General features: G+C 60.4%; 15 protein-coding genes. All 15 read right to left on the bottom strand.

The annotated features are described in order from the left end of the window. Positions 1-43: 43 nt before the first annotated feature. Positions 44-295 (bottom strand): hypothetical protein, encoded by a 252-nt coding sequence (locus AC3WVQ_RS34795; protein ID WP_234824651.1) that lies wholly within the window; start codon positions 293-295, stop codon positions 44-46. 200 nt (positions 296-495) lie between these two features. Further along, the gene (locus AC3WVQ_RS34790; protein ID WP_034802064.1) at positions 496-879 is read right to left on the bottom strand and encodes a RidA family protein; all 384 of its coding nucleotides are present in this window, start codon (positions 877-879) and stop codon (positions 496-498) included. Between the two features lie 11 nt (positions 880-890). Then, positions 891-1,277 carry a RidA family protein gene (locus tag AC3WVQ_RS34785; protein ID WP_029742662.1) on the bottom strand — a complete coding sequence of 129 codons (387 nt, stop codon included), beginning with the start codon at positions 1,275-1,277 and terminating at the stop codon, positions 891-893. A gap of 26 nt (positions 1,278-1,303) precedes the next feature. Next, on the bottom strand, positions 1,304-2,764 hold the full coding sequence (locus AC3WVQ_RS34780; RefSeq protein WP_113080057.1) for an NAD-dependent succinate-semialdehyde dehydrogenase: 1,461 nt from the start codon (positions 2,762-2,764) through the stop codon (positions 1,304-1,306). A gap of 14 nt (positions 2,765-2,778) precedes the next feature. Next, positions 2,779-4,164 carry an aspartate aminotransferase family protein gene (locus AC3WVQ_RS34775; RefSeq protein ID WP_492383544.1) on the bottom strand — a complete coding sequence of 462 codons (1,386 nt, stop codon included), beginning with the start codon at positions 4,162-4,164 and terminating at the stop codon, positions 2,779-2,781. 39 nt (positions 4,165-4,203) lie between these two features. Then, positions 4,204-5,253 carry an ABC transporter ATP-binding protein gene (locus AC3WVQ_RS34770; protein WP_113294290.1) on the bottom strand — a complete coding sequence of 350 codons (1,050 nt, stop codon included), beginning with the start codon at positions 5,251-5,253 and terminating at the stop codon, positions 4,204-4,206. Between the two features lie 15 nt (positions 5,254-5,268). Then, on the bottom strand, positions 5,269-6,099 hold the full coding sequence (locus tag AC3WVQ_RS34765) for an ABC transporter permease (RefSeq protein WP_029742658.1): 831 nt from the start codon (positions 6,097-6,099) through the stop codon (positions 5,269-5,271). After that, positions 6,096-6,947, bottom strand: a complete 852-nt coding sequence (locus AC3WVQ_RS34760) for an ABC transporter permease (protein WP_492383543.1) — start codon at positions 6,945-6,947, stop codon at positions 6,096-6,098. The genes AC3WVQ_RS34765 and AC3WVQ_RS34760 overlap by 4 nt, the downstream gene beginning before the upstream one ends. Positions 6,948-7,078: 131 nt before the next feature. Beyond that, entirely contained in the window at positions 7,079-8,152 is a 1,074-nt protein-coding gene (locus AC3WVQ_RS34755) for an extracellular solute-binding protein (protein WP_134887129.1), read from the bottom strand. A gap of 104 nt (positions 8,153-8,256) precedes the next feature. Further along, entirely contained in the window at positions 8,257-9,228 is a 972-nt protein-coding gene (locus tag AC3WVQ_RS34750; protein ID WP_134887130.1) for a membrane dipeptidase, read from the bottom strand. Positions 9,229-9,239: 11 nt separating this feature from the next. Continuing rightward, positions 9,240-9,956 (bottom strand): hypothetical protein, encoded by a 717-nt coding sequence (locus AC3WVQ_RS34745; protein WP_113505536.1) that lies wholly within the window; start codon positions 9,954-9,956, stop codon positions 9,240-9,242. Beyond that, positions 9,953-11,689: a hypothetical protein gene (locus AC3WVQ_RS34740; RefSeq protein WP_060610091.1), complete on the bottom strand. Its 1,737-nt coding sequence runs from the start codon at positions 11,687-11,689 to the stop codon at positions 9,953-9,955. The genes AC3WVQ_RS34745 and AC3WVQ_RS34740 overlap by 4 nt, the downstream gene beginning before the upstream one ends. Beyond that, entirely contained in the window at positions 11,690-12,409 is a 720-nt protein-coding gene (locus AC3WVQ_RS34735) for an IclR family transcriptional regulator (protein WP_029742651.1), read from the bottom strand. Positions 12,410-13,267: 858 nt separating this feature from the next. Continuing rightward, entirely contained in the window at positions 13,268-13,810 is a 543-nt protein-coding gene (locus AC3WVQ_RS34730) for a hypothetical protein (protein WP_113080022.1), read from the bottom strand. A 196-nt stretch (positions 13,811-14,006) separates the two neighbouring features. After that, on the bottom strand, positions 14,007-14,873 hold the full coding sequence (locus AC3WVQ_RS34725; protein WP_244496886.1) for a LysR substrate-binding domain-containing protein: 867 nt from the start codon (positions 14,871-14,873) through the stop codon (positions 14,007-14,009). Between the last annotated feature and the right edge of the window lie 46 nt (positions 14,874-14,919).

The raw sequence follows: 14,919 nt of genomic DNA, 5'->3' as shown, positions 1-14,919 counted from the left end.
GGGGAACCGTTTGGTTCGGAGCGGCCGCCGCAAGACCCCTTGCTCAAAACCTCAGCCCACCTGTTCTGCGGCGCAACCGCACCGTCAAAGGTTTGAGCCGGCTTCCGTCGAGGGCATAGATCACGTCTAGCGCCTCTCGCACTGAGTTGCCGTAGGTGCCGCCTTGCGCCGCCCCGGCGCGGACCCTGAACTTGCCCTTCATGAATTCTGGCGTATCGAATGACTTGGACGAATCGGTCACCCGAGCCGCCTCGTCTCCAATCTCCTTCTCGGTCGCCACCGGCACATCACGCATGAGCGCTCTGTGGTGGAAGCCAATCAACGGATGAAGAAGGAACGGAAGGCGGCGTTTCCACATACGTTCGTGGCATGTCTGTCATTGTTAAAAAGACTTGGTTAGGGACCAGGTCCCTTTTCTCGGTAGAGGCCGGTGCCGCCGGTTGCCGTCTTCTATCTCTTTTGGACAGACAGCGCCAAACAGGCGAGACACCATCGTCACGCCGAGGAGGAAAGGACAGCCGTTGCGAGTACCTCAAGGCGTATTCCGCTGGAGAGAAGATCGACTACGACGGTGGCACGAACCGGATAAGGTGCAGTAAAGAACTCCCGGTAAATCCTATTCATGCCGCCTGCATCCGCCTTATCCGTGAGATAGGCCTGGATCTGCACAACATCGGCAAGTGTTCCGCCGGCCGCTTCGAGCGCCTGTCGGAGGTTCAGGAACACCTGGCGTGCCTGTGTCTCGATGTCACCGGTAATGGGTTCGCCCGTCGTCGGATTCTTTGCAATATGCGCGGATCGCACGATGCGGCCTGCCTTGACCGTAGCGCTCAAAGGCGCCTTTGACGAAGCGATACCGGTTTCGACTTTCTCAAACATGATCGGCCACTTTAAGCTCTGTTGCCGAGAACGGCGTGGGCAAGGATTTCGATGCGAAGGCCTTCGGCCAAAAGCTCCTTTACCACCACGGTCGCACGCACCGGATAGGGCTCCTTGAAGAACTCGGCGTAGACCTTGTTCATTCCTGGTGCGTCCGATCTTTCAGTGAGGAAAACCTGAACCTGCACGACATCGGCCAGCGTGCCGCCCGCAGCACGGATCGCGATGTCGAGATTTCCAAGCGTTCGGCGCGTCTGGGTTTCGATGTCACCTGTGACGAGGTCGCCATTCACCGGGTCTTCGGAAATATGGACCGACCAGACGAGATTGCCGGCGCGCACGACCTCGCTGACTGGCGCGTCTGAGGGGTCTGATCCGGTATCGATGGCTTCAAACATTTTGTTCTCCAAGAAAGTAAGGCTGCTCATTCGGGCCGCGCGTCGAAGCGGGTCACGAATTTCGTGTTGAGATAGCCGTCAAAGGTTTCAGTCCCACCTTCGCTACCATAGCCGCTGTCGTTGATGCCACCGAAAGGCGTTTCGGGTAGCGCCAGGCCGAAGTGATTGATGCTGACCATCCCGGCGGCAAGCGCTTTTGCGGCGTGCTGGGCTCGACTGCTGGAGGCGGTGAACACGTAAGACGCAAGGCCGAAAGGAAGGCTGTTGGCGCGCCGCATCACGTCGTCAAAACCAGAAAAAGGCGCGACGACCGCAATGGGTCCAAAGGGCTCCTCGTTCATCAGCCGCAACGCGTCGGAACCACCGGCAACCACCGTCGGCGCATAGAAAAAGCCGGCGTCGCCGATGCGACTGCCGCCGGTCACGATCTCCGCTCCCCGTTCGCGGGCATCCTGTACGAAGCCTTCCATAGCCGTGACCCGGCGGGCGTGGCAGAGCGGACCCATCTGCACTCCTTCGGCAAAGCCATAGCCAACCTTCGTGGCGGCCACCTTGTCGGCGAAGCGCGCTAGGAAACGGTCATATGCTCCTGTTTGAACGTAGAAGCGGGTCGGCGAAACGCAGACCTGTCCGGCATTGCGGACCTTTTGCGCGGCAAGCGCGTCGGCAGATGCTTCAACGTCGGCATCGTCGAAGACGATAACCGGAGCGTGGCCGCCAAGCTCCATCGTGGAGCGCTTCATATGGCGGCCTGCGAGCGAAGCAAGCAGCTTGCCGACTTCGACGGACCCCGTAAACGAGATCTTCTTCACCTCGGGCGCCGAAAGCAGCGTTTCGGAAATATGCGAAGACGATCCCCAGACGATATTGAGGCAACCGTCCGGCAGACCCGCCTCCTGCATAAGCCGGCCGATCGCGACCGTGGAGGAGGGCGATTCCGCCGGCCCTTTGAGGATTATCGTGCAGCCGCTTGCCAAGGCTGCCACGACCTTGCGCAGTGCCTGGCTAAACGGGAAATTCCAAGGGGTAAATGCGATGCAGACGCCGACGGGTTCGCGCGTGACCGCCTGCTGTACACGTGGATCTCGCGAAGGGATAAGGCGACCATAGATGCGCCGCGCTTCCTCCGCATGCCAATCGGCATGGTCGGCGGCAAATCGGATCTCACCGATTGCTTCCGTCAGCGGTTTGCCCTGGTCAAGCACCATGTTGCGGCCGACCTCCTCGGCGTGCGTGCGAGCAAGATCGGCGAAGCGCCGCAGGATCTGCCCGCGGTCGAGCGGTGAGCGATCCTTCCAGCTTCCGAACGCCCGCTGCGCGGAGGCGACGGCCGCCGCTAGGTCGGCGTCGGTGGCGCAGGGCAAATAGCCGATGACCGCTCCGCTTGCCGGGTCGATGACCGCGTCCTGCCCCTCGGTCTCGTAAATCCAGCGGCCGCCGATCAGCATGCCGAGCCGTTCATAGGAATGTGGCGGACGGGTGGACATGTCGATCTCCGGCATCACGCGATGTAGCCTTGGCTGCGCGCCCACGAAAGCGTGTCGTCGAGAGCAAGCTGCATGCGTGCCATGAGATCGTCGATCTGCTTCTCGTTGATGATCATGGCCGGGCACAGGCTCACCATGTCGCCAAGACCACGCGTGAGGACGCCGCGCTCGGTTGCGAACTTGCCGGCATGGTTGGCGACCTGCCAGGCAGGTGGGAAGTTCTCTTTCGTTACCTTGTCCTTGACGAATTCGAGGCCCGCGACAAGACCCACACCGCGGGCTTCACCGATCAGCGGATGTTCGCCAAGCTTTCGAATGCCCTCCTGAAAGCGCGGGCCGACGGCGCGGATGTGGGAGACGATGTCTACCTCCTGGTAGATAGTCAGGGCCTCCAGAGCCACGGCCGCGGCGACCGGATGACCACCATAAGTAAAGCCATGCGAGAATGTTCCGATCTTGCGGCTCTGGTCGAGGAGGACGTCAGAGATCGTCTCGTTGATCATCAGCGCGGAGATCGGCATGTAGGCGGCCGAAAGCTGCTTTGCGCAACTGATCATGTCCGGTTTCAGCCCGTAGGTTTCCGACCCGAACATGTTACCGGTACGCCCAAAGCCGCAGATGACTTCATCTGCCACCAGAAGGATGTCGTACTTTTTCAGAACCGTCTGGAGCTTCTCGAAATAGGTCTTTGGCGGCGTGATCACTCCACCGGATACCATGACCGGTTCAGCGAAGAAGGCGGCCACCGTTTCCGGGCCTTCCTCAAGGATCATCTGTTCGAGGTTGCCGACTAGCCTGGTTGCGAAGTCTTCCTCGCTCTCTCCGGGTTCAGCAAACCGCCAGTAATGCGGGCAGTCCGTGTGCAGAATATTGGCGATCGGCAGATCGAAGTCGCGATGGTTGAACGGAAGGCCGGTGAGGCTTGCGGTCGCGACCGTCACACCGTGATAGGCCTTGCGGCGCGAAATGATCTTCTTCTTCTCAGGCCGTCCGACCGCGTTGTTGTAGTACCAGACCAGCTTGATCGCCGTGTCGTTCGCTTCGGAACCGGAACCGGCAAAGAAGACCTTCGACATGGGTACCGGCGCCATTTCGAGCAGCTTCTCTGCAAGGCGGATACCCGGTTCCGTCGATTTGTGGGCGAAGGAATGATAGAATGGCATCGTCTTCAGCTGCCGCGTCGCCGCTTCCACCAAACGCGGCTCGCTGAAGCCGAGCCCCGCGCAGAAGAGGCCAGCAAGACCCTCGATGTAACGTTTTCCCTGATCGTCGACGACGTAAATGCCCTCACCACCGGTGATTACATGCGGCCCCACTTCCTGGTGAACCGCAAGGTTGGTGTAGGGGTGCACGAGACTTTGCCGATCCAGGGCGTGAAGGGAGTTGGGACGGTCGTTCATGGCAGGCTCCAGGCTATGCTTGATTGCGCTTTGCGATTGTCAGGCGATGACGTGCACATCTTCGCTGCGCCAGGTGACGTGGCACTCGGAAGCACCGTCAAGCCTTCGTGCATCGACGCCGGGCACGCGCATGCGGATCGCTTGCGCGCCGAGTTTGCCGATGACCAGCAGGTTGTCACCATAGTTGATAGTGCTGTCGATCTTCATCGCCTGACGGCTTGGATCCGCTCCGTCGGCGAGGCGGATCATCTCCGGGCGCAACAGCAATTCGGCTTTGCTGTTGCGGTCACCGCCTGCAGCTTTGGTGTCGACGACGCCGACTGGCGTCTCGTAGCGGCCATCGCCAAGCGAGGAAGCTCCGAGGATGTTGCTGTCGCCGATGAACGAGGCAACGAAGTGGGTCTTCGGCGCGAAATAGATCTCGTTTGGGGTGCCTACCTGCTCGATGCGTCCCTCGTTGAAAACGGCGATCCGGTCCGACATTGTCATGGCTTCCGACTGGTCGTGGGTGACGTAGACCATGGTGACGCCGAGGTCGCGGTGGATGCGTTTCAACTCCACCTGCATGTGCTCGCGAAGCGCCTTGTCGAGCGCGCCGAGCGGTTCGTCGAGCAGAATGATATCGGGCTCAAAGACAAGTGCGCGGGCAAGGGCCACACGCTGTTGTTGTCCGCCGGATAATTCCGAGGGAATGCGTCTCTCGAAACCTTGCAGGCCGACCTTGGCCAGCGCCTCCCGCGAGCGCCGTTCTTTCTCGGCCTTCTCCACACCGCGCATGCGCAGGGGAAAGGCGACGTTGTCGGCAATCGTCATGTGCGGGAAGAGGGCGTAGTTCTGGAAGACCATGCCGATATTGCGCTTGTGCGGCGGCAGCTTGTCGATGGCGCGTTCGCCGAGCCGGATTTCTCCGCTCGTCGGATGCTGGAAGCCGGCAATCATCATTAGCGTCGTGGTCTTGCCGGAGCCGGAGGGACCAAGGAAGGAGACGAACTCGCCAGCCTTGATCTCGAGCGACACGTTGTCGGCCGCCATATGCTTGCCGTCGTAGCTCTTGTTGACGTTGCGGAGTGTGAGAGAACGGGCGTTCATGGCTGTGCTCCTTGATCAGGATGCCGCCGCAGCGGTGTTGGTGGCGCCGTTTTCGAGCGGCTGACGTGTTGTCCCGGACCGGCGGCGCACAAATTGCGGCGCAAGCCAGACACAGACGCCAGCCAGAACGAGCAGAAACAGGAAAGAGGATGCCGCCGAGATGGTTGGGTCTGCCTCCTGGCGGACGGCGTTGAACATCTGGCGCGGCAAGGTCGCCCTGTCGCGGCCGGAGATGAAGAGCGCGATCACCGCTTCGTCGAAGGAAGCGATAAAGGCAAAGAGACCGGCGACGGTGAAGGCGGGACGCAGGATTGGGAAGGTCACCAACCGGAATGTCGTGAAGGGCGACGCGCCAAGGTTCATGGCAGCCCGCTCGACGGACCGGTCGAACCCTTTGAGTGCCGCCGTCAGGATCAGGGTCGCCATCGGCATGGCGATGCAGCTATGGGCAAGGATGACGCCAAGGTAGCTCTGCACGAGGCGAAGTTGACCGAAGTACATGTAGTAGCCGAGCGCCATGACGATGGTCGGCACGATCATTGGCAGCATGATCAGGAGATTGAACAATTCACGGCCGAGGAAGATATGCCGCACCAGTGCGAAGGACGCGGGGATGGCAAGGCAGAGCGTCACCAGTACCGTTCCAAGACCGATGATGACGCTGTTGATGAGTGGCTCAGTCCAGTTGGGGTCCGAGAAGAAGTTGATGTAGTTGGCAAGCGTGTAGCCGGGCGGCGGGAAGGTTAGCGACGCAGCCGAGCTGAACGACATTGGGATGACGATGAACATCGGTGCAGCGACAAAAAAAGCGATGAGGAGCGCAAGCGCGCGAACGAACGGGTTCATCGGCCACCTCCTGCCCATAGCCGGTTAAGTCCGAAGAAGCGGTTGTAGAGCGCGTAAACTGCGAGCGTCAGACCGAGCAACACGATCGAGATTGCCGAGCCAAGCCCGAAGTCGAGTGTCTGTTCGATCTGGTCGCCGATGATACCTGCGATCATCTGGTCGCGCGGGCTGCCGAGCAGCACGGGCATCACATAGAAGCCGAGGCAGGAGATGAAGACGAGCGTGCAACCGTTGACGATGCCCGGTGCCGAAAGCGGCAGATAGACTGCGAGGAAGGCACGAAGCGGGCTCGCGCCGAGGCTTTCCGCAGCGCGAACATAGAGAGGATCGATGCGCTTCATGACCGAGAACAGCGACATGGTCATGAAAGGAATGAGCGCGTGGGTCATGGAAAGCGTTGCGCTGAACGTGGTGAAGAGTAGCTTCGGCGCAGGATCGAAGCCGAGCCAGGTAAGGAGTGCCGTGACCGGCCCCTGGTTGCCGAGAATGACCATCCAGGCATAGGTGCGCACGAGATAGCTCGTCCAGAAAGAAAGGGCGACCACGGTCAGGAGAAAGGTGGCGAAGCGTTTGGATCCGTTGGCGGCAGCATAGGCGAGCGGATAGGCGAAGAGGAGCGCAAGAGCGGTGACGAGGAAGGCGGTCCTGAACGTCTGATAGAGCACGGACGCAAACAGGCTCGAATGCAGAAGCCGTGCGAAGTTCTGCAGGCCGACCACCGGCTGCGAGATGCTCATCCAGCCGACATAGGCAAGCGGCACCAGGAAGAACACCGCAAGGAAGACCGCTGCCGGGGCCATCAGCGGTATCGGCCCCTCCGCAATGGGCGAAAACGATCTCTGTTTCATGTCAATGCTCCCTCAGTACCCTGATCGGGAAACCCCGATCCACACGCCGGCGGCGGCGGGCCGCCCCTAGGCAATGCACCTGTTTCTTAGACCAACCCGGTTCCGTTTCTCGCGGAACCGGGAGGGTTGCATCAAAGACCGACCCAGCTTTCGAACCGGCTGCTCAACTCGTCGATCTGTGCCGTCAGCTTGGCGCCATCAAGCATGACGGCGCGGGCGAGGTGATCGGGATAAGTCGGCATGGTCTTGGCCACCTCAGCTGGGATGAAATCGAACGATTTCGGGTTCATCGGGCCATTCTGGTCGGCGATGCAGAACTTCGCGAGCCCTTCTGCATTCTGGCCGATATGGCTGATCAGCTTGAAGCCGTTTTCGGCACGCGGGCTATCCTTGGCGACGATCCAGCATGCCTGGTCGACAATCGCCTGATCCCAGACGATCTCGATCGGCTCCTTGGAAGCCTTCTTGGCGCCGGCGGCATCGCTGTCCCAAAGGCCGGCCATGTCGACCTCGCCGTCGGTCAGGATTTGGCGGGCCTGCGGGCCTGCTGTCCACCAGACACGCACGTTGTCCTTGACCTTGTCGAGCGAGGCGAAGGCACGGTCGAGATCATAAGGGAACAGTTGGTCCGGGGAAACGCCGTCGGCGAGCAGGGCGATGGCGAGTACGCGGGCGGCGTGGCGCTGCAGGCTGCGGTTGCCCGGGAATTTTTCAACGTTGAAGAAGTCGGCCCAGTTCTTCAGACCATCCGGGTACTTCGTCTTGTTGAACGCGAGCTGCGTGGCAAAGCCGTGAGTCGACAGGCCGTTTTCATAGATGGCGCCCTGCCAAAGTTTGGACGCATCGACATGGTCTCCGAGCGTTTCCAAGAGGCCGGCTGCATTCGCACGGGCGACGTCGGCGACGCCCAGCGTCGTGACGTCAAACTCAAAGACGCCGGTCGTCTTCTGCGCGGCGAGCTTGGCAAACGAGATCGGCGAAACCGTGCGGATCTCGATGCCGGTGTCGGCCGTGAACGGATCGAAGAGGAACTTCTTAACGGAAGCTTCCCAGTCGCCGCCCCAGGTGTTGACATAAAGTACATTGTCCGCAGCACTTGCGCGGCGCACGAGGGGTGAGGCGAGCATGGCGGCCCCAAAAAGACCAGCACCGAGCACTGCGCGTCGCGACACCGGTATTGCCGATGCTTTCTTGAACGTGTCCATTCGTTGTTCTCCTTAGTCGAACGGTCGTTGATTGCTGTTCCCCGTGGCCGCTCGCGAGCCTGGCGGCGGCCCTTCTTTCGTTGGAAATTCGTTTCCGTAACCGGTCAGTCGGCGCGGAAGACCTCGCCGTAAAGACGCAGCCAGTTGTCTCTGAGGATCTTGTTCGCCTCTTCCTGATTGAAACCGACCCGAAGGAGCGCCGGCGCTACGTCCTGAAGGTTTTCCGGTTTGAGTAGCCATTCCGGCTTCGGCACCGCACCAGGCGTGGCCGCCGAACCCGCGCCGTACTGAACGGATCGTGTCCAGCGGCCCTTTCGCATCCAGTCGTAGTCACGCTGGGTGTGGTTGTGGGAAATGTCGGTGCCGATACCAACATGGTCGATGCCGGCGATATCGACCGTTCGCGCCACCATCTCGCACCAGCCGTCGACCGTGGCGCAGGCGCTGGCGGGCGTGATGTTGCGGTAGGCTACGCAACCGATCACACCACCGCGGGCGGCAAGCGCCTTGATTACGCGGTCGGACTTGTTGCGCTTGTGCTCAAAGAGCGAGGCGGCGTTGGCATGAGTGATGGCCACGGGCTTTTGCGACCATTCGATCGCGTCCAGCGTCGTCTTGTCGCCGACATGCGACAGATCGACCAGCATGCCGACCCGGTTCATTTCGCGCACGACGTCCCGGCCGAACCGGGCCAGGCCGCTGTCATTTTCCTCGTAGCAGGACCCACCGAGTTCGTTCTGGTTGTTGTAGGTGAGCTGGACAACGCGCACACCAAGTTCGGCAAAGAACTCCACATAGGCGATGCGGTCTTCGAAGAGATTGGAGTTCTGATAGCCGAGCACAACAGCGAGCTTTCCTTCCTGCTCGGCGCGCTCGATATCGGCGGCGGTGCGGGCGATCAGGACGATGTCGGCGTTCTCACGCTCCATGTCGCGCCAGCGGGCAAGGGAATCGAGCGATTCCATTGTCCCCTCCCAGAAGCCGAGCGTCGGGGTGACGGCGCTGTAGCCGCCGCGTTGCAGGGCCTGGAAGGACGAGCGGTCAAAGTGGCCGCATTGCAGAGCATCGATGATCATGGTTATTCCATTCAGTGTTTGCCGGAAGCAGCGCTCTTGGGCGCGTCGGCCAGAAGCAGGGAAAAATCGGTCTCGTCTTCGTCCTGGCGGCCGATGACCTTGCCGTCGGCCTCGACGATGATCGGGCCGGCATGGCGACGCGAAAGATAGCTGTCGGGCGCAAGGGCTTCCGCCGAGCGATGGTAGAGTTCCCACCAAGTCGCGGCGTCGACGGCAACGCCATTGCGGCGGATCTTGTCGAGAAGGGCGATTTCATCGGGATCAGGCGCTTGTGTGATTGCGATAGCCGCGCGGTCGACGTCGACGGCGACTGTTGCCTTCAGGCTGAAGCGCTGCGCCAGTGCCTCGATGACTTTGAGTTCGCCGATGTCTTTGGCGTTACGCACGGTGACAACGCCGCTGCCGCCTGTCTTCATGTTTTCGACCGCGAGCTCGAGCGCGGCATCGGCGGCGAGCCAGGCATGCTGGCCGCCACAGTCGATGACGGGGTCGCCCGATACGTCGAGTGACAGGGCCTTTGGGGTGGCCTTGCTGATCGTCTCGAGCGTTGCGGTCAGACGCGAAAAGCCGCCAAGACCGAGGGCCGCAGAGTAGACGGCACAATCCCTAAGGGCCGGGACGAGGCCGCTTTCGATGCGCGTGACCTGGAGGAGACGCTCGAACACCATGCGCATCTCGCGCAGGCTCACAGTCATCGAGTTCGAAAGGTTGGACTGGCAGGTGCTCACAGGCTTGGCTCCGCAGGATAAAACCACAGCGCGTCGGCGTTTCCAGAAGCAATGTCTTCGGGAAGAGGCGCGCCATGAAACAGGACGCCGCGCAGGTTGCGGTCGAGGAAGTCGCGTGTCTTGTCGATGCCGTGAATGCCGACATTGAGAAGGCGGGTGATATGGGCTGGCGTAAACGAGCCGCTCATGATGTCGGCGTGCGGCGAATGCAGGCTGGTGCCGGCAAGCGCCTGGACGCGGGTGACGATGGCGCGGTGCTGCGGATGGGCGAACAGGAAGCGCGCCGTGCTGAGGTTGGGGTCAACCGCAGAAAGGTCGCGGTCCAGCGCCACCACGAGACGTGGCAGGTCGAGGCCGAGATTGACGACATCGTGACCGACCTCCGTTGCAAGGCCGCGACGCGGTTCTTCCGCGGTCACTGACTTGTACCAGACGTAGCGCTCGCCGGCGGGCACCTCGAGATTAAGATTGAACGCCCATGCATAGTCATTGCGAACCAGGTCGCGCAGCCGGTGGACCGGCATCTCCGGGCGCCCCGTCAATTCCTCATCGATGACCAGGCCCCCGACCAGGGCGTCGGCTTCATCGGGCACGAGTTCGATCAGCAGCGAATGAAGGGTTTCCATGGCCTCCGCGTGCACGCGGCCCTCAAGCGAGGCCGCAAGCTCTGCGAAGGGCTCTGCCTCGAAGCGGTTGCCCGCCTGCCAGCGTTGCAGAAGGTCGGCGACAGCGCGCCGGATGGTTTGCAGCTCTTCAGCAAGCACATCGGAGCGCGTGAAGTTCTCGTAGGCCGCGCGGTCCTGGCTGCGGAAAGTGATCGCCTTGTCGACGAGGGCAAGCAGCTTGGCAATCTCAGAACCTTCTGCGTCGGGAAGAACCGCCTTGGCTCGCGCAATGGCCTCTTCGCGAATAAAGAGCCAGCGTTCGATCAGCCGCGGGTGGTTGTTGACGAAGAGCATCAGGCCGAGAGCCGAGCCGTTGCCGACGCCGAGGAAACGGCGAAGATCCTTGGCCATGTCGGGTGCCTGCGGCGAGCCGAGGCGGACAAGATGCTGCAGCAGGTCCTGGGCAAAGACGCGCATCATGTAGGCGCACAGCATTTGCGCGGCGAGCGACCAGCGCAGGGGGTGATCTTTTTCAAAGGCAAGGAATGTCTTGGTTCCAAACGTGCCGTTGCCGTCGAGACCTGTGTTGCGCATGAGGTAGCAGGTCTGCGCCAGCTCAGCGACGTCCGGCTGCCTTCCTGACGCAAGCGCCTGGCGTGCACTCTCGAAGAAGCGACCGCTGCGGTTGGAACGGCACCAAATGAGCGTGCCGGCTGTGGCGCGTCCCTCATAGAGCTTGGGAAGTTCAGCGCCCGTCGTCTCGAAATCGGCCCGGCTCATATCGCCTTCGACCAGCGCGCCCATCATGTCCCAGGCCCGGCCAATGATGCGGCCGGTGCGGCCGTGGGGTGAGGGCTCAAAGGAATAGACGGGAAAGCTGAAGCGCCATCCGCCAATATCGATGCGGTATTCAGCGACACCGTTGCCCTTCTCATCGATCTCGAAGCGCTTGCACTGGATTTGCCAGCGACCGCGGATTGCCTGGCTGAGCAATGCGCGCGATGCGCTGACACGCGACGGCTGGATCGCGGCCAGGCGTTCGGGCGCCATCATTTCTCCGGCTGAACGCATTAGCCGCGCGATGCGGTGGGTGTCCGATTCCGGAGCAGGACTTCTAAGGGCAGTCATTTATTGGTCTCCTCGCATGCGTCCAGAGCTCGCCGCCGCTGCCGCGACGACGATCCCAGCGCATTTTTCAGTGTCAAAACCTTGGAACGGGCCCGAAAGGGCCAGTGCTCCAATGCACTCGCCCTGCGCATCCAGGATCGGGGCGGCCACAGCCGAGACAGTGCGCGGGCCCTCGACTTCGGAAATTGCGTATCCCTGCTGGCGAACCAGCGTCATCATCTCGTCATCGGGCAGGCTCACGCCCTGCACCCGAAGGCGCTCGATGATTTCCGGGCGTGCATGCGAAGCGAGGACGCGGCCAAATGCCGTGCGATCGAGTCTCAGATGCGCACCAACCTTGAGGTCGGCCCGAAGAACACCGCGCGATTCCACCCGGCGAACGATGACCGCATCCTTGCCATCGAGGACAGCAAGCGAAGCCGTTTCACCGCTCTGCGTCACCATTTCCTCGAGAACCCCCGCAAAGCGCGCGCCGAGATTGGACTGCTCCAACGCCATCGCTGCGTGACTGACGACCCGCAGTGTCAGCCGGTAGCGACCGTCCTGCGTCTGCTCGATCCAGCCCGCTTCGACCAGCGTGACGAGGCGCTGGTGGGCAGCGCCTCGGGCTTCTCCGAGCTGCTTGGCGACCTCGGCCAGCCGCATCGGTTCCGCGGCGGCCGCGACACAGTCGAATGCAGCAAGTGTCTTCAGCACGGATGAAAGGGGGCGGACTGCCATTCGAAATTTCTTCCTTTTTCCTATTGTCCAATATTAGAAGACGTTGTATATTTATGTTGGACGATATGTTGATAACTGTCAACTTGGGAATCGTGTGGCTGGGTGAAAAATATCTGCGCCCGAGCGCGCTCGCGGCTGACCAGGCGCTAACAGTTTGAATGTGGCAACATCTTCGGCGAACCCACGCAATGCACCGCTCGTTGCTGGGCCGGGCATTGGGGCTGGCTTGTAGGCGGACCACTTCTCATAGACATCTGGACCGGTACCCACATTGGCAAGGCAAAGGCCACGCGAACCACCAGGTAAACTTCTGCGGCCGGTTGCGCCGGCTTCCGTTGGAGCGAACTCAAAACTGGCTAGGACATTGGGGCAAGGTCAATCGTCGATGATCGGTCGTGAGTGTCGGGTGCCGGCGGCATTTGGGGTGCGCCTTTTGACGCGATCACAAAAGCGGCTCCGTGATGAAAAGGGATCCACCGCAAAGTAGAAGGGATCGACGTCCCCTCAGCAGTTCTATTGAGCAGCGGCCCAGCTCGAACTGCGGACAGAAGCAAGCTCGGCGAGGGATCGGCCTATAGGGACTGACGCAAAACCTTCGTCAGTGACGTCGGCCCCCTATGGATGATTAAGCCTCCGCGACGGGCGGAGGCTTAATCAAGGTGCGCGTTCGATAAATGGAGGAATTGCGCGGCAATAAGACCAGCACGAATCTCATTTAACGTGTGCTTTGTGGTTGCGCAATTACAGGTATATTGTTTCAAGTGGGGCGCTCAAAGGCAATGGATTTTTAGGGGGCCTGGCTAATCAATTCGAGTTACGCAGCAACCGCCGGGCTATTTCAAGATTTCACGATCGGGCTCAGTCGGCGTCCAGCGGAGGCGGGATCATCGGTGAACTCCCAGGGGGTGGAGAGGGGCCTCTGACTTCGGCAACATACACCTCGTGGCCGAAGTGTGGATCCTTGCTCAGGTCCTGACCGTCAAACCGATCTATGAATTCTTCAAGGTCGGTCTGGTGCGAGAAGCCCATCGCAACGGCAGACATGTTTTCGATTTCGCCGCCTTGATCCTCATAAGTCGCGCTCACTTCGAGGACACCTAGCCGATCGAAGTTTGCTTGCATGTGAAATGAAAGCCAAACTAGATATTCTAGCGGATAGCCGGGATTCCCTGCATATGTCACGACATAGGGATAAGCCAAACGAAATCGTTCGGCCAACGCTTCGCCATCGGAGGCAAAGACGAGAAGATCGCTTTCCTCGTCGACGTCGTGAAGTTCGATCGTCAGATCGTGTTTGCGCAAAGCGACGTACGCGCCAAGTCGGTCAGATGGTAAGGATGTGAATATGATGTCGCGCCATTTTTGAACGGCTTCATCAAGATCGGTGCGGATCAAAAACATGAAGCATCCTCAGCAAAGCCATCCCATGATCAAGAGCTTGGAGCCGTGCATAGTACAATTCCAGCTAGTAGATATTAGTTAGATCTAAACTTCAAGCTGGCAGGTTGTTTAGGACGCCTGCCGCTAAATCTGGGGGAGCTACGCAATCACGCGTTCGCCCATAAATCAGCCGCTGCGTTTGATCGAGCGACATCCGTCATCGAGTAAGCCCGAATTCCCCGCTGAAACTGACTAGGTGTTGGTGAAGCCGGTCGATGACCGCTGCTCGAGGACTGGCCCGGCGCTCTATAAGGCCGATCTGGCGATAGATTGGCGGCTCGCCAAAGGGCACGGCAACCACCTCGCCGCCGGCTTCTTTTAAGGCGCTCCAGGGCGCGATTGAAACTCCCAGCCCATTGACCACGCAGGCGACGACTGCTGTGATCGTGTCGATCTCGGCAATGACATTCGTGACGATCCCGCTTCTCGCGACTTCGGTCTCGATAATGTTGGCAAGGCGAAACCGGCTGATGAATTTCACATAGGGAAGTTCCGTAAGCATCTCCGCCGCAGGCCTGATCCGCGTCCCCTTTGGAGCGATCACAAAGAGGGGTTCCTGGATGAACGGGCTCCACCGCAATGTCGATGGGACGCTGGAATATTCGGCCACCATCGCTGAATCGAGGCGTCCGGTAACGACATCGTTGAGCAGCTCATCGGTGTTGGCAACGTGGAGCTTGATCTTCAAGCCGGGGAAGTCGTTCTTGAGTGCGATGATCGCCTTCGGCAAAAGAGACAGGGCGCTTGAGCGCACCGAGCCGATGGTAAACGTGCCACCGACCGATTTCCCGGAAATAGCGTCAACGATATCATCGGCAGAACGCACGAGACCTTGTGCTGCCTCTAGCATTTGAAGTCCCTGACTGTTCAGCGTGATCGGTCGCGTGGAGCGATCGAACAGTTCTGCCCGCACTTCCAATTCCAGCGCCTGAATTTGTTGGCTCACAGCAGACGGTGTGAGACCAACCGCGTCGGCCGCCTTCGCGAACGTGCCGTGTTCTGCAATCGCGATGAAGGTCTTCAACTGACGAATGTCCAACGGGCACCTATCGAATTAAGATTTTCTGTTT

Source organism: Ensifer sp. EB106-05-01-XG146 (genome assembly GCF_058791875.1).
Note: the sequence above shows the minus strand (reverse complement) of the source record. Positions and strands in the feature narration are given on the sequence as shown.